Origin of the sequence: Sporosarcina sp. ANT_H38 (assembly GCF_008369195.1) — a bacterium.
Classification (GTDB): Bacteria; Bacillota; Bacilli; order Bacillales_A; family Planococcaceae; genus Sporosarcina.
In genome coordinates this window covers 2,284,929-2,303,710 of record NZ_VOBC01000001.1, presented here as the reverse complement: position 1 = coordinate 2,303,710, position 18,782 = coordinate 2,284,929, and the positions used below count along the sequence as shown (strand labels likewise).

At 41.0% G+C, this 18,782-nt stretch carries 17 protein-coding genes and 1 tRNA gene; 14 read left to right on the top strand and 4 right to left on the bottom strand.

Going from position 1 to position 18,782, the window contains the following annotated elements; translation table 11 throughout:
- Positions 1–830: 830 nt before the first annotated feature.
- From FQ087_RS10905 to FQ087_RS10895, 3 genes are all read left to right on the top strand, one after another.
- Positions 831–1,643: a peptidoglycan DD-metalloendopeptidase family protein gene (locus FQ087_RS10905; RefSeq protein ID WP_149580465.1), complete on the top strand. Its 813-nt coding sequence runs from the start codon at positions 831–833 to the stop codon at positions 1,641–1,643.
- A complete protein-coding gene (locus FQ087_RS10900; protein WP_255452297.1) occupies positions 1,621–2,163 on the top strand; it encodes a beta-class carbonic anhydrase in 543 nt (180 codons plus the stop codon). Before FQ087_RS10905 ends, FQ087_RS10900 begins: the two co-directional genes overlap by 23 nt.
- 391 nt (positions 2,164–2,554) lie before the next feature.
- On the top strand, positions 2,555–2,776 hold the full coding sequence (locus tag FQ087_RS10895; RefSeq protein ID WP_149580463.1) for a hypothetical protein: 222 nt from the start codon (positions 2,555–2,557) through the stop codon (positions 2,774–2,776).
- A gap of 128 nt (positions 2,777–2,904) precedes the next feature.
- On the opposite strand, the gene FQ087_RS10890 is transcribed toward FQ087_RS10895, so the two are convergent.
- Positions 2,905–2,977: transfer RNA gene (locus FQ087_RS10890), tRNA-Val, on the bottom strand.
- Positions 2,978–3,104: 127 nt separating this feature from the next.
- On the opposite strand from FQ087_RS10890, the gene FQ087_RS23020 reads away from it, so the two are divergent.
- A complete protein-coding gene (locus FQ087_RS23020; RefSeq protein ID WP_255452223.1) occupies positions 3,105–3,533 on the top strand; it encodes a DNA glycosylase family protein in 429 nt (142 codons plus the stop codon).
- Between the two features lies 1 nt (position 3,534).
- The gene (locus FQ087_RS23015; protein ID WP_255452222.1) at positions 3,535–3,945 is read left to right on the top strand and encodes a DNA-3-methyladenine glycosylase family protein; all 411 of its coding nucleotides are present in this window, start codon (positions 3,535–3,537) and stop codon (positions 3,943–3,945) included.
- A 211-nt stretch (positions 3,946–4,156) separates the two neighbouring features.
- On the opposite strand, the gene FQ087_RS22430 is transcribed toward FQ087_RS23015, so the two are convergent.
- Positions 4,157–4,300, bottom strand: coding sequence for a hypothetical protein (locus FQ087_RS22430; RefSeq protein ID WP_188006700.1), 144 nt, complete (start codon positions 4,298–4,300; stop codon positions 4,157–4,159).
- Positions 4,301–4,442: 142 nt separating this feature from the next.
- Here FQ087_RS22430 and FQ087_RS10880 point away from each other — a divergent pair, with 142 nt between their 5' ends.
- Together FQ087_RS10880 and FQ087_RS10875 are read left to right on the top strand one after the other, a co-directional pair.
- Positions 4,443–5,381, top strand: a complete 939-nt coding sequence (locus FQ087_RS10880; protein ID WP_149580462.1) for a Gfo/Idh/MocA family protein — start codon at positions 4,443–4,445, stop codon at positions 5,379–5,381.
- Between the two features lie 77 nt (positions 5,382–5,458).
- Positions 5,459–6,847 (top strand): aldehyde dehydrogenase, encoded by a 1,389-nt coding sequence (locus FQ087_RS10875; protein WP_149580461.1) that lies wholly within the window; start codon positions 5,459–5,461, stop codon positions 6,845–6,847.
- Positions 6,848–6,863: 16 nt separating this feature from the next.
- Here the strand turns inward: FQ087_RS10875 and FQ087_RS10870 are convergent, their stop codons facing one another.
- On the bottom strand, positions 6,864–8,435 hold the full coding sequence (locus FQ087_RS10870; protein WP_188006699.1) for a two-component system sensor histidine kinase NtrB: 1,572 nt from the start codon (positions 8,433–8,435) through the stop codon (positions 6,864–6,866).
- 94 nt (positions 8,436–8,529) lie between these two features.
- On the opposite strand from FQ087_RS10870, the gene FQ087_RS10865 reads away from it, so the two are divergent.
- The gene (locus FQ087_RS10865; RefSeq protein ID WP_149580459.1) at positions 8,530–9,582 is read left to right on the top strand and encodes a M42 family metallopeptidase; all 1,053 of its coding nucleotides are present in this window, start codon (positions 8,530–8,532) and stop codon (positions 9,580–9,582) included.
- Positions 9,583–9,595: 13 nt separating this feature from the next.
- Positions 9,596–11,086: a UDP-N-acetylmuramoyl-L-alanyl-D-glutamate--2,6-diaminopimelate ligase gene (locus FQ087_RS10860; RefSeq protein ID WP_149580458.1), complete on the top strand. Its 1,491-nt coding sequence runs from the start codon at positions 9,596–9,598 to the stop codon at positions 11,084–11,086.
- Between the two features lie 233 nt (positions 11,087–11,319).
- Here the strand turns inward: FQ087_RS10860 and FQ087_RS10855 are convergent, their stop codons facing one another.
- A complete protein-coding gene (locus FQ087_RS10855) occupies positions 11,320–11,574 on the bottom strand; it encodes a GlsB/YeaQ/YmgE family stress response membrane protein (RefSeq protein WP_149580457.1) in 255 nt (84 codons plus the stop codon).
- Positions 11,575–11,921: 347 nt separating this feature from the next.
- On the opposite strand from FQ087_RS10855, the gene FQ087_RS10850 reads away from it, so the two are divergent.
- The 5 genes from FQ087_RS10850 to FQ087_RS10835 all read left to right on the top strand — a co-directional run bounded on the left by FQ087_RS10850 (position 11,922) and on the right by FQ087_RS10835 (position 18,726).
- Positions 11,922–12,308, top strand: a complete 387-nt coding sequence (locus FQ087_RS10850; protein WP_149580456.1) for a hypothetical protein — start codon at positions 11,922–11,924, stop codon at positions 12,306–12,308.
- 313 nt (positions 12,309–12,621) lie between these two features.
- Positions 12,622–13,008: a YhjD family protein gene (locus tag FQ087_RS10845; RefSeq protein ID WP_149580455.1), complete on the top strand. Its 387-nt coding sequence runs from the start codon at positions 12,622–12,624 to the stop codon at positions 13,006–13,008.
- A gap of 90 nt (positions 13,009–13,098) precedes the next feature.
- Positions 13,099–13,227, top strand: a complete 129-nt coding sequence (locus FQ087_RS23010; protein WP_255452220.1) for a hypothetical protein — start codon at positions 13,099–13,101, stop codon at positions 13,225–13,227.
- Between the two features lie 501 nt (positions 13,228–13,728).
- The gene (locus FQ087_RS10840; protein ID WP_149580454.1) at positions 13,729–15,303 is read left to right on the top strand and encodes a peptide chain release factor 3; all 1,575 of its coding nucleotides are present in this window, start codon (positions 13,729–13,731) and stop codon (positions 15,301–15,303) included.
- 360 nt (positions 15,304–15,663) lie between these two features.
- Complete coding sequence (locus tag FQ087_RS10835; RefSeq protein WP_149580453.1) at positions 15,664–18,726, top strand: efflux RND transporter permease subunit; 3,063 nt, start codon at positions 15,664–15,666, stop codon at positions 18,724–18,726.
- The last annotated feature ends 56 nt before the right edge of the window (positions 18,727–18,782 follow it).

The following is an 18,782-nucleotide window of genomic DNA, read 5'->3' as shown; positions in this document are numbered from 1 at the left end:
ACATGCTCCATACTGACTTAACTCCATCATTCATCCGTGGCAAAACGCAAGATAGAATGATTGCCACAATAGCTAAGGAATCTAATTTATCCAAGAATCAAGTTGTAAGGTTAGTTATAACCGAAGCGGCTTTTTTTGCGTCGGTAGCACAAAAGGGTACATTCAAAGTACTTGATGTAGAAAGTTATGAAATCGTATCAATGTAAGTCAGCAAAACAAGTCAGATATATCAGGAACTTGGTAGTGAAGTTTTCTCGGTTGTTGCCTATAAACCAGGTATCCCAGTGCCACCATTTCATGTTTAGTGTCGAACCGTCACAGTACCATTTTTTAAAGATACTATGGGAAACGTATTATGTGCCATCGAATATGATGTATAAGGCATAGAATAAAAAACGTTGTCATCATAGTGATTCTGGGCGTATCTAGAAAGTGGTTTGAAAACGTAGACTTGTAAAATTAAAACGTTAACCAAAGGAGTGGGTTTGAACGAACAGATAATTCCGGAAATGTTATGGTGTTGATGAGGCGATGGTTGAATACTGGGAAATAATTGAGTCCCACAAGCTGAAAACATCCGAGCTCGAAACTAGTGTCACCGATTTACAGGGTCAACTCACGCAGCGGGATAATGAAACTACTGGCTTAGCAAAGAAGCTGAGAGAATAGCACTTATCCAGTGCGCTAAAACTAGAGCTTGCAGGCAAGGTCCAAGATGTTGATTACGTGATTAAGCTTATCAACAATTCTAGGGGATTAGCAGGATTGTCAGCTACAGGGACATTTGAAATGAGAAATAAATATGATGGTTATACAAAGGATGTGAAGTGATGTTTATAAAACCATGTCAAGGCTATATAACGTCCCTCTACGATAATGAGCGGAAGAATCCAGTGACAGGAAAGGTGCAGCCGCACTGGGGAATAGATTATGGAAGTACGTCTGACAATACGATTGTAGCTGCAGCCGATGGTACGGTTACACTTGCGCGGGCCAATGGAGGGTTTGGCAACTGCGTATATATTTCGCACAATATTGCCGGACAAATCTATGAAACTGTCTATGCGCACCTGTCATCGATCTCGGTCAAAGTAGAACAAACCGTCAAGCAAGGGCAAATGATTGGCGTTAAAGGGTCCACTGGAAACAGCACTGGCATCCACCTCCACTTTGAAATCTCAACAGGTCGTTGGAATAATCAATACACCGGGAACGTCAATCCAGCCGTTTATATTGATGATCCGGACGTGCGGAGATTGCAGATGATGCTTAATGAGATTGGCTATAAAGTCATCGTAGATGGTTTTTATGGTGATAGAACGATTAAAGAGGTGGCCGCTTATCAAAAGGCAAATGAATTAACTGCGGATGGTATAGCTGGAGGTTTTACGATGGCTGCTGTTGAAAAGTCGGTGCAAGCGATCGTAAAATCGCCGGAACCTATCCTTAAACCAAGTGAGGAGGAAACTCGCATGTTCAGACCGAGTTCAGCAACACTTAAAACGGCTTATGAGCAGTTTTTATCGGACGCTGTTAATGATGGTACAATCGCCGACAAATGGCTGATAGACTTTAAGGCTGACAAGCTCTCGCTTGATGATGCACTTGCACTTAAAATTATTGTTGATCAGCGTAGGGGATAAATATGAACAAAGTAAAAGCGGTTCTCCACAGACACGCCTAGTCGAACTTTTACAAAAGTCGATGAATCTACGCAATGGCGACATGAAAATTGTGAAAAGTGCAGGGGCGATCGTCAATCATCCATTTGGTAGTATACTCTTCGCGCTTTACGAACTACATGCAGAGGAACTGTTCATTGTCGGTCACTACGATTGTGGTATGAGCGCAGTGGATCCTGATATCATGATTGAACATATGAAAGAACGCGGTATTTCGGATGAAACGTTTGATATATTAAAATATTCATCGCATGATATTGACAGTTGGCTTCGAGGCTTTGGCGATGTAAAATCAAGTGTGTTAAAGAGTTGTGAGGTTGTCCGTAATCACCCATTACTAGCAAAAACAATTCCTGTACATGGCCTTGTTATGGATCCCCAAACAGGGCTTTTCGATCTTTTATCAGACGGAATGCGTATATCGAACAAGCAAATAAAGCATAAAGGCTGTCCAGAAAAAAACTTCTGGACAGCCTTTTAAATTGTTAAAACATTTAATTCCTATGAAAGAAAATACGTTATATTTCTATAGAGAATTCTTTGTTCTTCTAGAGTTCCTATCATCTTATTGCAGAAAATCTTCGCTCGAAATTACATTGGCATACATACCGTTAAGTGCACCGACATCCAGGCTCCCATTGTATCGGGTGCAAGTTGCCCCTTTGTTTGCTATATGCGTACTAGTAATCCGGACTTTACGATTCAAGCTGTTAGTGGTTTTATTATTCGGCCGATGCTGAACACAGAAGAGACAATTTGTTTGATTATGTTGTGTATTTAAATGAAAAATAGTTATTGAATTTAAGAAATGGGGTTTTATTGAAATGAAGAAATGTTAAAAAATATCTATGCTTTCAATGCCGACGCTTATGATGAGCGCATTATTAACCGCTTGCGGTAGCCCTCAGGAGAGCCAACCTGAGCAAAATACTGCTCCAAAACAAGAAGACGTGGTTAAAATAGCGGCTCGATTTGGACATACGAATCCTAAAATCATGTTAGAATTTTATGCGCATCTATTACCTAATTCACATAGTGACGTTGCAGATATTTTCTACAATGCGATTCGAAAACATACGGATGATCTTCAATGAAAGTTGTGGACAAATGGCGGACATTAGGTGGAAATCCAATGAAAAAAAGACTTCCAAGCACAAGGCCTGAAAGTCTTTTTATGGAAAAACCTTTGTTCCTAAAGGTTTTCTGCGGGTTTGGCACCCAATGGTCCCGACTGGGCTCGAACCAGCGACCCCTACCTTGTCGAGGTAGTGCTCTCCCAGCTGAGCTACGGAACCGGGAATTAAATTATGTTTCTGCTTACTGCACATTTATTATTATAGCGTATCCGTACTAGAAGTCAACACCTTTAGGGAAAGTTTTTTTGAAAAGAGTATAATAGGCACTAGAACGATGTAGAAAGGGGTGTTTCTTATCGACGTTCAATTGTCATTGCCCTATGTCTATGACTTTGATCGGGCAATTGTTCGCTTGGCGGGAGACCCGGTGAATTCTGTGGATTTGCAAAGCCGTCTAGTACACATCCCTATGGAAGCTGGGAATAGTGTCACGCTGCAAAGTATAGGTACGAAACAACTACCTGTTTTTATAGTGGAAAATGCAATTGATGACATTCAAATTGAGACAGTTAAATCGATCTTTCATTTTGATAAACCGTTGGATGCAATTGGATTGCATTTTGCAGAAACAGAACTTGGGCCGCTATTTAATGAATATGAAGGAACTCCGCTTATTAATGGTTTTTCGTTATATGGAACCCTTATGAAAAGCATCATTCACCAGCAACTCAATTTGACGTTCTCACATACGCTTACGAAGCGTTTTGTGGAATAATTTGGAAATATGGTGTCTGGTGTCTGGTGTCTGGTATTATCCGTCCCCTGAGCGCATTGCATCGCTTGACGTCCAAGCGCTTCGGAACTTGCAGTTTAGTTTACGGAAGGCTGAATATGTCATTGGCTTGTCGCAATCAATTGCAGAGGGGAAGCTTGACCTTGATCGGTTCAGGAAAATGGATGACGATGAAGTAACTTCAAAACTTGTTGCTTATCGCGGTGTGGGACCTTGGACGGCTCAAGGTTTTCTTATGTCTGGGCTCGGACGTACGAATTTATTTCCTGTTGCGGATATTGGTTTGCAAAACGCATTGAATAAGGTATGGAATATGGATCGTAAGCAGACGCAAGATGAAATGCTTGCCTGTTTTCCGGAGTGGTCACCGTACTTAAGTTATGCAGCACTTTAACTGTGGCACAGCATTGAGTGACATTTACTAGGAAGTAAGCAGTATAGTTGTGACCGAAAACAATTCGTCAACGAAACTAAGCAACTGGCACAAAATAATACTCACCATTCATACATATGAAAAAACAACTTTCCCATTTTAAATTCACGGAAAAGCTGTTTTTATGGTCCGTTGGGAATTGGTATCGTTGACAAGTTGGTTACAATAATTATCAGTGTATGGGAACCTGTATCTGCGTCTCTTCATCAAAATAAAGGAAATTTTCTTCTTCAAGCTCGATAAGACGTTCTTTATTTATGCCTAATGAAAGATTCCCTTCAAAGATCGTTTCCCACCAAGTATCAGTTGTTGTCATGTCTATTTCCTCCTTTAAATTCTTTGTCATTTGATCATTCTATTCCCTTCAGTGCTATAATACGAAACATCAATGGTTGAAAAGGATTCGTTCGACCTATCCTTCTTTCTTTTATAAACTATTCAAAAAAGGGGTTATTTTGGTGAAAAAAACAACATTTGCTCTTGTTGGTACAGGTATTGTTGGCGAGCGAATTATCAATCAATTACGTAACAATGAATCTGCAACTATTATTGCCCTATTTGATGAAAATGATGGTCGTCTTACTGATATGGCGGATACATATGGACTATTTGCGGCATCCTCTTATGAAGAAGTATTGGCGATGAAACCCGACTGGATCTATATCGGAACTCCACCCGTATCGCATGCTGCTCTGAGTACGGCAGCGATTTCAAAAGGCTTGAATGTGCTATGTGAAAAACCACTCGCACACGATATGACAGATGGACTAGTCATGGCGTCAGCTGCAGAGAACAATGAAATTCAAACGGCAATGCATTTTCCGTTAATGTACAGTCCGTCCGTCAGGCATATGATGAAACTGATTAATGCTGGTGGAATTGGTCGAGTTGTTAGAATCGAGTTGCAAACATATTTCCCACATTGGCCGCGTTTATGGCAACAAAACCCGTGGATTGCATCGCGTGAACAAGGTGGCTTTACACGAGAAGTATTCCCGCATTACCTTCAGCTTATGTACAGGATGTTTGGTTCACTTACAATTACCTCCCACCAAACCGTTTATCCTGAAGATGAAACGCTTGCGGAAACGAGTGTCTTAGCAATCGGGAAAACAGTTGATGACATTCCGGTCTTCTTGAACGGTGTTTCGGGAATCGGTCAACAAGAAGAACTGTCCTATACAGTATATGGAGATGAAGCTGTTCTAAAACTGCGCAATTGGTCGGAACTTAGCATCGCACAAAAAGACAGTCCTTTTGAGTTATTGACTTCCTTCGATACTGTGAAATCGCTTACGGATGAGTGTGTGGCGGCGGCCAACGGTAAAACTGCTCAACTTGTGTCGTTTGATGAAGGACTTGAGATACAAAAAATAATTGATCATCTATTAACTTGAAGATGAAATGAAGTGCTGATTATTGCATCCCGCAACAAATCTAACTATGATTAAATTATAGGGATGGAGGAGATAATTTGAACTTTACTGCACAAGACGTGGAAACGATGATTGCTTCCCAACACGCATATTATTTTTCAGGCCAAACAAGAAGTTTCGCATTTCGTAAAGAAATGCTTTTGAAATTGAAAGACGCGATTATCACAAATGAGGCGGAAATTACGGAAGCTTTACATAAAGATCTCCGTAAAAGTCCTTTCGAGTCTTATGTGACGGAAATCGGTTTCGTTCTTTCAAGCATTTCACATATGATAAAACATCTGGAAGGCTGGATGGAAGATGAAACGGTGAAGACGCCTGTTCATCTACAACCTGCGAAAAGCTTCATTGTTCGTGAACCATACGGATCCGTGCTTATCATTGGTCCATTTAACTATCCATTTCAACTTGTCATGGAGCCGCTTGTTGGGGCGATTTCGGGGGGCAATTGCGCAATTGTCAAACCATCTGAAACAGCTGTCCACACGGCTCATATAGTTAATAAAATATTGACGGACACGTTCTCATCCGATTATATCCGCGTTGTAGAAGGCGAGCGCGAGGAGACTTCTGTGCTCATCCACGCCCCTTTCGATTATATTTTCTTCACAGGCAGTGTTGCAGTTGGGAAAATTGTCATGAAGGCAGCAGCGGAACGGTTAACTCCGATTACGCTTGAGCTTGGTGGGAAAAGTCCTGCCATTGTAGACCAGACAGCGAATATTCAAAAGGCAGCTGAACGGATTGTCTGGGGGAAATTTGTCAACACAGGACAGACATGTGTTGCGCCAGATTATATACTTGCACACCATTCTATTAAAGATAGACTAGTCAAAGAAATGCTTACTGTGATTCGTAAGTTTTATGGGGAAGATGCATCATTAAGCCCGGATTACGGTAGAATTATCAGTAATAATCATTTCAATCGCCTTGTTGAAATAATTGAAAAAGACCGAATGCATGTGATAAGTGGTGGTGCTTCTGATCCTTCAGAATTGTTCATTGAACCGACGCTATTGGACAATGTGTCATGGGATAGTGCTTCAATGAAAGATGAGATTTTTGGTCCGATTTTACCGATTTTGATGTATGAAAATCTTGGACAAGCGGTTCATGGAATCCGTCAATTACCAAAATCGCTCGCTGCGTATATGTTTACTGAAAACAAGCAAGCGGCAGATTATTTCATTGAAAACTTGCAGTTTGGCGGGGGATGCATTAACGATACAATTGCCCACGTTGGAAACGTCAATTTACCGTTTGGTGGAGTCGGTTCTTCAGGTATGAGTGCATATCATGGAAAAGCGAGTTTCGAAACGTTTACACATGCAAAATCCATGATGAAAAAAAGCACGTCCATTCCAATGACATTTGCATTTCCGCCATACGGCAATAAACTAAAAATAGCAAAACCGCTCATCCGATAATGGATGGCGGTTTTTTTCATTTATAACGAGGAAGTGTAATCATTGTTTCGGTCCCGTGATTTTTTTTACTGTTCACAATTATTGTCCCGCCTTGTTCGGCGATTATTTTTTTTATGATGAGCATCCCGAGACCTGTTCCCTCCGGTTTGGTCGTGTAAAACGGCTCAAATAGATTATTAATTGTTTCCGGATCCATTCCGGGGCCGTTATCGCGAATTATAATGGAAACCACTTCATCTTGGAATGTGACAACGACAGTAATGGTACCGTTTTTTACAATCGCTTCACACGAATTTTTGAGTAAGTTAATGAAGACTTGTTTCATTCCGTCTTCATTGCCCATAATGATTGCACTATCTTTTGGAATCTGAATATCAAAAAAAATACACCGATTTATAAATTCTGGTTCGAATAACAACACTACATCCCGAAGTGATTTTTCGATGCAAAACTCAGTGGATGTTCTAGGATTCGGCTTTGAGAGGACAAGAAACTCGCTGACAATCAATTCAACCCGGTTAATTTCGCTATGCAAAATTTCGGTGTATGCGCGATACGGATTTTCAGGATCATTGTTCATCATCTGTACGAAACCGGAAATTGCCGTCATAGGGTTACGTACTTCATGGGCTACGCTTGCTGCAATCTCGCCTATTGCTCTTAGTTTTACTGTATCGATTTCGAGTTGTTCTGCTTGCAGTCTGAGTGTGATGTCTCGCGAAATAAATGATAGGGCGACCATCTTTTGCTCGGCATCATAGATGGGTGCTAATGTCAGCTCAGCATTAAATATAGAACCGTCTTTCCTCATTTCTTTTGTTCTCAGAAAATGATAGCTTTCCCCGTTCAATAAATTTTTTGTCCTCTCTGTTTTCATAGCTTCTTCGGACAAAGGGACGAGTTGCGGAGAACGTCCAATACATTCCTCTCGTTTCCAGCCGTACATTTTTTCGAACGCTGGATTGAGAGCTATGATGTTTAAATCCAGGTCGAACAGGACAATTGCGTCCTCTGAATGTTCAATAAAGAGATCGAGATAACTTTCTTTAGATGTAAGTAAAACATCCATTTTCTTGTTTTCCTTGAAGATATGGTTCCATTCAGGCGTGATTTTGAAGGTATACATAAGATAGAGGATCACAGCCATGATGGAAATGAAAGCTGAATTGAAGAGTAGTTGAGTTTCACCCACCGATCTATAGGTTTGACCGAATAAATAGAATAAAACGATCACTTCTAAACTAGTGATGATTGTTATCAATACGTTTAACCAAATGATATTGTAGACTGCAACCAAGATGATAGGGAAGATAAGGTAAAATAATTGTAAGATGTCAGGATTTGTTAGATTTGCAATAAATACATATAGCATATACCCAATTATTAATGGGATTCTAAGAGTAAGAGAATTCATCCCTGATCTATGAAGGAGAAAAAGTAAGGTAATGATAAACAATCCGAAAAGGGCTGAAATCATTTCGCTAGAATACCCTATTATGAATGACATGAAAAGGTGTACGATGACGCTAGGGACAAAAAAAAGTATAATAAACATGTTGCGTGATTGGACGACTGTCGAATGTTTCATTTGGCACCCCATAAATTTTCTATATACTTATCATACATGATTCCACATGGGGATAGAACGACATATTTCGACGCGGGAGAGAGGGGAAATAGAAATGACAACAGCATTTGATGAAAAACGTATTGTTGAGCTGCTTAAAAGATTAGTAGAGACGCCAAGTCCATCAGGTTATACGGAAAAAGTGATGGAGCTGATTACAAAAGAACTGGACGAAATCGGAGTAGCACACAAGAAAACAAACAAAGGAGCTATCATTGCGACGATTGAAGGCATGGAAACAACGCGTCATCGTCTGCTCACAGCACATACAGATACACTAGGCGCGATGGTAAAAGAGATTAAAAGCGATGGTCGTCTAAAGCTTGATATGATTGGTGGATTTAGGTGGAACGCCGTTGAAGGTGAATACTGTCTCATTCATACAGCGTCAGGGAAAGAAGTACGTGGAACAATCCTTATGCACCAAACTTCCGTTCATGTTTATAAAAACGCTGGAACCGCAGAGCGAAGTGCTGAAAATATCGAAGTTCGCATTGACGAGAAAGTAACAGATGCAGCTGGAACACGTACACTAGGTATCGAAGTAGGTGATTTTGTCTCATTCGATCCGCGATTTGAAGTGACGGACAGCGGTTTCGTTAAATCACGTCATCTTGATGATAAAGCGAGTACGGCATTGTTGCTTGGATTGATCCGTTCATTGAAGGAAGAAGGAGTTAAACTTCCACATACGACTCATTTCTATATTTCAAACAATGAAGAGATTGGCTATGGGGGGAACTCCAATATTCCCGAAGAGACAGTTGAATATATTGCGGTTGATATGGGAGCGATTGGAGATGGACAAACCTCCGACGAGTATACGGTTTCAATTTGTGCAAAAGATTCAAGTGGACCGTATCATTATGCATTGACACAACATTTGACTGGGCTTTGCAAAGAAGGTAGTATTCCATTTAAACTTGATATTTACCCGTTTTACGGTTCAGATGCGTCTGCCGCAATCCGGGCGGGCTTTGACGTGAAGCATGCACTATTCGGCCCTGGTATTGAATCGTCACATGCAATGGAACGGACACATACTGATTCGCTGAAAGCGTCAGCTCAGTTGCTTCGAGCGTATGTTACTTCAGCAATGATGGACTGAACGGAGGGTTTTGATGGATACGGAAAAGTTACTTTCAATATTGCCTGTCAAACAGGTAGCAGGAGCGGTACCACCGACTGTGACGGATATTGCGATTGATTCGCGCGCAGTGAATGCAGGAGGAGTTTTCGTCTGTATTGAGGGGTTTACGGTAGATGGCCATAAATACGTTGAAAAAGCAGTAGACAATGGTGCAAGGGTTATCATTGCTTCAAAGCATGTAGATGTAGATTTAGATAAAGTTGCAGTCGTTAGGGTTGAAAATACATCCCGGGCAATTAGTTTGTTGGCGCCTCAGTTTTACAATTTCCCATCTAAACGGATGACGATGATCGGTGTGACGGGGACGAACGGTAAGACGAGCGTCAGTGGCATTATCCAAGCGATACTTCAGTTAGCGGGGGAAGCATCCGCCGTTACCGGAACAATCGGTTTTGACTTGGACGGAACACTCTATGAAACGGAGAACACGACGGCTGACGTACTGTCAACACAAGGGATGATTGCCCATGCGGCGGAAGAAGGATGTACAACGATGACAATGGAAGTATCTTCGCATGGTCTAGTGGAAGGGCGTCTTGCTGGTACAGAATTCGATATCGCTGTTTTCACAAATTTAACGCATGATCATCTTGATTTTCATGGGACGATGGACAATTATGGACAAGCGAAAGGACTGTTGTTCTCGCAACTAGGACAGGATTTGCAGAAGCGTAAGTTTGCTGTCGTCAATGCAGATGATGAGTGGAGCAATCGCCTGTTGGAAATGACGTCTCATCCAGTTCTCACATACGGTATCAGAAATGAAGCTGTATTTCGTGGATCAGACATTGAGCTGCGGGCAAACGGTACAACGTTCAAGCTTACCGCACCTGGTGGTGAATTCCGTGTAGTTATGAATTTAATTGGTGAATTTAGTGTCTACAACGCACTTGCTGTGATTGCGGCTTTGTTTGCGAAAGGGATGGCAACTGAAGACATCATAAACTATCTTGGGAAGATTTCATCTGTCAAAGGTAGAATGGAACAAGTGCCGACTGAATTGCCGATTACGATGTATGTCGATTATGCGCACTCAGCGGATGCCATCGAAAAAGCGATTGATGCAGTTCTTCCTTATAAAAAGGAAGGAAGTCGTCTAATATTCGTCATTGGAACCGGCGGCAATCGGGATCGGATAAAACGTCCGATTATGGCAGAGAAAGCATCCGTCGCAGATTATGTGGTCTTAACGACAGACGATCCGCGGGACGAGCCGTATGAATCGATACTGGCAGAATTAGAAGCGGGTATGAAGCATGATCAATATGCATGTATAGGTGACCGGAAGGAAGCGGTACGTCATGCAGTAGCAGTTGCGAATCCTGAAGATATCATTATATTTGCAGGAAAAGGCCATGAAGATTATCAAATTATTGGTTCTGTGAAATACCCGCATTCAGATGCTGACATTGCGCTGGAAGAGGCGGAAAAGAAGTTTGGTACAGGGTTTGTTAATAAGTGAACAGAAACATCTTTATTAAGTAAAGACAATCCCAAATCATTATAGATGCGGAAGCATTGGGATTAGCGGTTAAGTATACAGATGCGATTAATAAGTAAGGACAAAGTAAAACGACCCATTCCACAATTTGTGGAATGGGTCGTTTTACTTATCAAATACACAGTCATCATTTATTGTTGCTTACATATGATTCACATATTCGTCTAGAAATAAACTGAAAGAACTATTTACCATTAAGAAGCTTTACGCATTGATCTCATAATTAAGCTCACAATGAACACAAGAATAATCGCTCCAATGAAAGCAGGGAAAATGTAGAAATCTGAAATTTTAGGTCCCCAACTTCCAAGAAGCATACCACCAATCCATGCCCCAATTATACCTGCGATAATATTACCAATAATTCCTCCTGGGACATCTTTTCCTAAAATCATACCTGCTAGCCAACCGATAATCCCACCAATAATTAAAAACCAAATGAAACTCATACTATCCATCTCCTATTTTAGTATTTTAAAATTCCGCTATAGTCTTTCAATAACCTTTATTACCTCCCTTTAAACATCTAGGGGGGAAAATTAACGATTTTTTTTGGAGATAGCGGAAAACAGTAGCACCAAACGTGTTTTTTTACGTGATGAAGTGCCCCCATGATCGAAGGGTTCGAAGCTTGCGACACCTTTATTGTTTGTCGAATTAAAGAGGTATTCCTGCTATTAGAAACGAATTACAGAATAAAGAACAGGACTCTATTCAATTGAACTGTAGAATTGGCGATAGGAAAACTATTTCATCAAAAAAGAAGTAAACAAATAATTGGAAAGAGGAGGACTTAATGGGGTATTCAGATATTGTAGTAATGTTTTTTGTTTATAGCGCAATCATTATATTTTTTTTAGTCCCATTTAAAAGTAGTTGGAACTTAATCAATCAGCATCAAAGTCAATTAAATGTAATAACAGTTTTTAAAGATAGTTTAATTAAAATGGTTTTGCATAAGAAAGCCATATTTGCTCTTATTATATTAGGTGGTACGTTATTTAGTATTTGGACAGGATATGAAGGAGCAGAATATCATTATAATGCTCACAGTGGTTATTCCCCAATAAGTACAGATTTAAAAGCCATCTACTCTATGTGCGTTGTAGTTGTGTATACATTTGTTCTTTATTTATTTATAGCATTTATGAGAACTCTGAAAGTAGTAAAGGGCGTACGTTAGTTGAGCAACTGGAGATCGTCTATTGGCGATCTTTTTTATTTCCTTGCAACCAGAACGATTGTTCGTTACTCTAATGAGAAAGGGGAATGAATGTACGTAATCAATTGTTGAAGTTAGCGGAGTGTAATGAGCCCTTAGAAATGATGTACCTCGCAATAGATTGTCAAATCAGCAAACGAAGAATCATCATACTGCAGGTTGGCGAGGAATCATTCCATACGTACTGTTTTCTATGTAAATCCAAGCGAACTTTTACGATTGATAATGTACTGACGTTTGTTCCCTTAATGCAGAAAGAGAGTAGGGTAATCTAATGCCATTAATCCCTGGAGATGCATTACCGTATTTCGAGAACATGATTTATTTACCGATAATCATTCAGATTTTGGAGAGAGACAGGGAAACGATTGAAATCAGCCAGTTCAAATTAAAAGGACCTTATATTGACATCGTTGTAAATGCATTAAAGAACGTTCGGGCAGATTTAAAAGAAACAAATACTTATGCACGAAGCAAAAATATGAAGTTAATTAAAAAGGGAAAAGACGGCTCATTTACCGATTACACTTTTATTCACGGGGGCTACGAAGATCATCGGAGGTACCTGAACGTACGGTTGCGTAATCGTACAGAAGAATTGATATCTATTTACTTTGCACTGGCAGGAAATCAGAGCATTAAAGGAGCTGCAACAACGTGATTGATCAGAGTGCTGAAAAGGTGGCCATATCGATGCTGTTTCGAGAACACCTAGCGGAATTAAGAGACTGGTACAGAAAGGCTGATGAAAATGACAGCAATTCGAGATCCAGCGAAATCAAAAGCAACCAGGGTACAAGGGCAGAAACTTACGGAAACTGACTATCTTGAAGTTGGCCAGAAAGTTGAGAAGTCAATTGAATTCGGGGTTGAGGTTTAAATCTCGATATATGCTCATAAGTGGAATGAGCTAGTTACAGGATTAGTTAAGGATATCGAAAGTTAGCGAGGATTTTTGTTGATTCATTTGGTTACGAAAACATAAAAGTCAACATGAGTAATATTGTGAGTGTAAGTTTGTTGTTTTACTGAAACCAAAAGATGTACGGATGTTCAAGCAGGACTTTTATCATTGCAAGCCAATCGTGAAGATGTTAAAATTAGTATTAATAGTATCGTGGGTGATGGAGGCATAAAACGACCAATCCAGTTGCGGAAAGGTCGTTTTATTTTGTGTATTTTTGGGGTGCGTGCTTGTCTATTACTTTTACCCCTGAATCCTCCCTAGTAGGAAACGATATAATAAACCATAATACAGAGCTGCTGTTTTGTTGAGCACCCGCAAATATGGATGCAAAAGCATTTATCCAAATTATATACTGCAGTTTAGACTATGATAAACTTATGCTAAGAAAAGCAGAACAGAAGGAGACAATATATAATGGATAAACCAATACAAGAAGAAATTGCATCACGCCGTACGTTTGCAATTATTTCTCACCCGGATGCCGGGAAAACGACAATCACAGAAAAACTACTCTATTTCGGTGGCGCAATTCGCGATGCTGGAACAGTAAAAGGGAAGAAGTCAGGGAAATTTGCAACTTCGGACTGGATGGAAATTGAGAAACAGCGTGGGATTTCGGTGACATCATCTGTTATGCAATTCGATTATGATGGTAAGCGTGTTAACATCCTAGATACACCTGGACACGAAGATTTCAGTGAAGACACATACCGAACACTTATGGCAGTCGATGCGGCTGTAATGATGGTCGACTCAGCAAAAGGAATCGAGCCACAGACAATTAAATTATTCAAAGTATGCCGTATGCGTGGAATTCCAATCTTCACGTTCATTAATAAAATGGACCGTCAAGGTAAAGAACCGCTTGAACTGATGGAGGAATTGGAAGAAGTGCTTGGCATTCAGTCTTACGCGATGAACTGGCCAATAGGGATGGGTAAAGAGTTCATTGGTATTTACGACCGTTTTAATAAACGTGTTGAACAGGTGCGGGTCGACGATGACAAACGTTTTCTTGCGATAAATGAAGACGGCGGGCTTGCAGAACCACATCCGATGATGGAAACTTCATATTATAAGCAAGCACTTGAAGATGTTTTACTTCTTAACGAAGCAGGTAATGATTTTGATGAAGAGAAAATAGCTATAGGCGAACTGACACCTGTATTTTTCGGTAGTGCGTTGACGAATTTCGGTGTGCAGACGTTTTTGGAAACGTTTTTACAATTTTCACCACCACCTCAACCACGAATAACAAAGGATAAAACTGAAATCGATCCGTATTCGGAAGAGTTTTCAGGATTTATCTTTAAAATTCAAGCGAATATGAACCCGATGCACCGTGATAGAATCGCATTCGTCCGTATTGTTTCAGGTGCATTCGAACGTGGAATGACAGTAACGGTACCACGTATTTCTAGAACATTCAAACTGACACAGACAACGCAGTTTCTTGCAGATGACCGTGAAATAGTGGATGAAGCGGTAGCGGGTGATATTATCGGTCTTCATGATACGGGGAACTACCAAATTGGGGATACGGTTATCGGTGGTAAATCAAACTTCCTATTCGATGCGCTGCCACAGTTTACACCGGAGCTCTTTGTTCGGGTAACGGCGAAAAACGTTATGAAATCTAAGCATTTCCATAAAGGAATTCTTCAGCTTGTTCAAGAGGGGGCAATTCAGTATTACCGGACGCTTCACACTGAAGAAGTAATTCTAGGTGCAGTTGGTCAACTTCAATTTGAAGTGTTTGAGCACCGGATGCAGAATGAATATAACGTTGAAGTGCGCATGGAGCATGTCGGTTCGAAAGTTGCGCGTTGGATTGTCAACGAAAGCGACGTCAAAGAATCAATGGCAGGGCAACGTGCAATGCTTGTAAAAGATCGCCACAACAAACTCGTATTCTTATTTGAAAACGAATTTGCAATGCGTTGGTTCAATGATAAAAATCCTGATATTGAGCTATACAGCCAGTTATAATTCTGAAACCCGACAAGCCGGTTCAACCGCCTTGCCGGGTTTTTTTATACAATAGACGCTCTAATTTGAAGTCGACTCCATCTTTCATTATGATTAATGAAGTGAAGTCCTTTTAAAAGATAATGAAGTATAAGTTTTTTCTACTTGGGTCGTTGTCTAGACTCCAGACTTCACCCCCTTTGTCAAAAGCCGTCCGGAAAGTTTACGGGTCTGTTGACGTTTTGCTGTTAAAACGGATTAGACTACATCCCTCCTTGTTGCGACAGGAAGTTGCGATCTTAAACTGCCTTCCTCTATTACTTATGCCTGCCGGGGCAAGACGGAACCTTGTGTTTTTCCTATAAAGAAAGGAATGTGTAAATGAAAATCAGTGATTTTTCTATAAAAAGGCCTGTATTTACGATGGTCATAATGTTTCTTATCATCATTCTTGGGGTTGTGTCATTTTTTCGTATTCCTGTGACGCTCATTCCTGAATTAAATCCGCCGATTGCTGTCGTTGTGACAAGTTATCCAGGAGCATCTCCAGCTGAAGTGAGCGAGAAAATAACAAAACCGCTCGAAGCAAGCTTATCGACTGCGCCCGGATTAAAGTCAATGCAATCCACCTCGCAGGAAGGCGCCAATTTCATTTTACTCGAGTTCGACTGGTCAACGAAAATCGATGATGTCCAGCTTGATATTATGCAACGGGTCGATCAGATTCCAATTCCTGAAGGTGCAAGTAAACCGCGCTTTATGAAATTTGATCCATCCCAGTTCCCGGTTATTCAATTATCATTACGTGCAACGGCAGGAGATACTGATGTCCGGAAAATTGCGGAGCAGTTGGAGACTGAGTTACGCCGAACAAATGGTGTAGCAAGTGTTTCCACCTCGGGTAAACTGGTGGAAGAAGTACAGATTATTCTAGATCAGAAAAAACTTGAAGCGAATGGACTTGTCCAATCAGATATTGTTCAGGCGATTCAGTCAAATAATGTGTCCATGCCAGGGGAACCAATTGAAACGAAAGACGGCAAGCAACTCACGACCCGTATCATCAGTACGTTAACGACCATATCTGATATTCGTAGCGTTACGGTGGGGGTGAGTCCGCAGACTGGAAAAAAAGTAACAATCGGCGATGTAGCGGATGTAGCACGTTTAGAAGCTGAGTCTGCTACGAAAACCCGTGCGAATGATCAGCAAGCGGTTCTGATGTCAGTGCTGCAAGAATCCGGCGCAAATACAGCGAATGTATCGACCGCATTCAAAGAGTCTCTCGATAAGCTTCTGGAAAAAGACGAATTCAAAGGTGTCGAATCAGACATACTGTTTGACCAGGGCGATTATGTGAAACTTGCCATTGGGAATATTGGACAATCGCTAATATTGGGCGGTATTTTCGCGATGCTTGTTTTGTTTTTCTTCCTACGTGGCATAAAAAGCCCAATCATTATCGGCATTGCCATTCCGTACTCTGTAATCGTTACATTTGTTCTAATGTTTTTTGCAGATTTCTCGCTTAATATTATGACGCTTGGTGCGCTTGCACTTGGTATTGGTATGTTAGTTGATAACTCGATTGTTGTAATTGAAAATATTGAACGGCATCTTGCTATGGGGAAGAGTCCGCAAGTAGCGGCCTCAGAAGGTTCGAAGGAAATTGGTGGTGCTATCATTGCGTCAACGTTAACAACGCTTGCTGTCTTCGTCCCGGTGGTATTTATCAGTGGACTAATCGGACAAATTTTCACGGAATTTGCCTTGACGATTTCCTTTAGCTTATTCGCATCACTCATTGTTGCATTGACGGTTGTGCCCATGATGGCGAGCCGTCTGCTGAAGAAACCGAAGAGAAATGTAGAAGCGCGGAGACGTCGTTCAAAAGGGTTTAACAACTTTGAAAGGTCAGTGAAGTGGTCACTGAAACACCGGTCAGTGGTTCTGATATTGACGCTAATTGCGCTCGTGTTAGGTAGCTTTGCCTTAACTAAAGTCGGGACAGAGTTTTTGCCAGCAACTGACGAGGGATTTGTCAACATTACGGTGAAGTTGCCGAACGGTTCATCATCTACTGCGACTGACGAAGTCGTAAAACGAATCGAAGGGCAATTGAAAGAACAGCGTGACGTAGATGTATACGTCAGTCTAGTTGGTGGAACACAACAGGACATAGCGCAAGGTACATCTAAAGCGAATATTGCAGAAATATCTGTAAAACTTGTGCCACTTGCAGACAGGGAACGTTCGATTTTTGAATTCGTAGATGAAGTGCAACCCGAAGTGTTGAAAACTGTCGGAGATGATGCGAAAATCAGCTTCATAATGCAGACTGCGGCAGGTTCAAGTCCGAATACATTGACGTTCTCAATGAAAGATACTGATGAAGTGCGTCTAAATGATGCGGTTACGAAATTGAACAGCAAACTGGTTGATCTTGATCCGATAACGGAAGTCACAAACAATCTTCAAAATACCATTCAAGAAATCCAAATAGAAGTGGATCGTGATAAAGCATCCGGTAAAGGATTAGTGCCTTATCAAATTGCGCAAACGGTTAACAATGTTACACGCGGTTCATTAGCCACGCAAATTATTGGGAAAAATGAAGAGGTATTCGCTGTCTATGTGAAATACGATGAAAAATTCCACAACAGCATAGATAAGTTGAAAAAATTAAAACTTCGTACTCCTACAGGTACTTTTGTAAGGCTCGACGAAGTTGCGACAATCGACATTGCTGAAGGGCCAGTTGCCATCCAGCGTGTTGATCAGGCACATTCGGTTACCTTCAATGTGAAATATGTATCGTCACTGACTCTTGGGGAGATGACGAAGGAAGTGAATGACGTGGTTGACCAACTCAATCTGCCGGAGGAAATTGAATTGACATTTGGCGGTGACAGGGAGTTATTCGAAAGTGCGATTGATGACATGACCATGGCGATATTATTAGCCGTTGCACTTGTTTATATTGTCATGGCTGCGCAGTTCGAATCTTTCAAATATCCATTCGTTATCATGTTCTCTGTGCCACTTATGATAATTGGGGTAGCGCTGGGTCTATTCCTGACGAGTACGCCAATTAGTGTGACAGCGATAATTGGAATTCTCGTCCTTGTAGGGATTGTAGTTAATAATGGGATTGTACTTATCGACTACATTAATCAGCGAAAAGAAACTGGACTTAGCACTTATGATGCGATTATCTCATCTTCCAGAGATCGGTTGCGTCCTATCCTTATGACGGCACTGACGACCATTCTTGGTTTGCTGCCTCTTGCACTGGGTATTGGCGAAGGAACTGAAATGAACCAACCTATGGGCATTGTGGTGATTGGTGGCTTACTTAGCTCGACCTTATTGACACTGTACGTTGTGCCTGTCATTTATAGCTTATTTGATCGACAAACGAGAAGGCGAGCAGTTGGAAAGTAAATAACGGAAGAACCTCCTTTCTAGGGAGGTTCTTTTCATATTGAATCCGACATGTA

Excerpts from the sequence above, each read along its gene's own strand:
- FQ087_RS10905 (WP_149580465.1), top strand. The coding sequence starts at position 831 with ATGTTTATAAAACCATGTCAAGGCTATATAACGTCCCTCTACGATAAT.
- FQ087_RS10895 (WP_149580463.1), top strand. The coding sequence starts at position 2,555 with ATGAGCGCATTATTAACCGCTTGCGGTAGCCCTCAGGAGAGCCAACCT.
- FQ087_RS22430 (WP_188006700.1), bottom strand. The coding sequence starts at position 4,300 with ATGACAACAACTGATACTTGGTGGGAAACGATCTTTGAAGGGAATCTT.
- FQ087_RS10870 (WP_188006699.1), bottom strand. The coding sequence starts at position 8,435 with ATGAAACATTCGACAGTCGTCCAATCACGCAACATGTTTATTATACTT.
- FQ087_RS10865 (WP_149580459.1), top strand. The coding sequence starts at position 8,530 with ATGACAACAGCATTTGATGAAAAACGTATTGTTGAGCTGCTTAAAAGA.
- FQ087_RS10860 (WP_149580458.1), top strand. The coding sequence starts at position 9,596 with ATGGATACGGAAAAGTTACTTTCAATATTGCCTGTCAAACAGGTAGCA.
- FQ087_RS10855 (WP_149580457.1), bottom strand. The coding sequence starts at position 11,574 with ATGAGTTTCATTTGGTTTTTAATTATTGGTGGGATTATCGGTTGGCTA.
- FQ087_RS10850 (WP_149580456.1), top strand. The coding sequence starts at position 11,922 with ATGGGGTATTCAGATATTGTAGTAATGTTTTTTGTTTATAGCGCAATC.
- FQ087_RS10845 (WP_149580455.1), top strand. The coding sequence starts at position 12,622 with ATGCCATTAATCCCTGGAGATGCATTACCGTATTTCGAGAACATGATT.
- FQ087_RS23010 (WP_255452220.1), top strand. The coding sequence starts at position 13,099 with ATGACAGCAATTCGAGATCCAGCGAAATCAAAAGCAACCAGGGTACAA.
- FQ087_RS10840 (WP_149580454.1), top strand. The coding sequence starts at position 13,729 with ATGGATAAACCAATACAAGAAGAAATTGCATCACGCCGTACGTTTGCA.
- FQ087_RS10835 (WP_149580453.1), top strand. The coding sequence starts at position 15,664 with ATGAAAATCAGTGATTTTTCTATAAAAAGGCCTGTATTTACGATGGTC.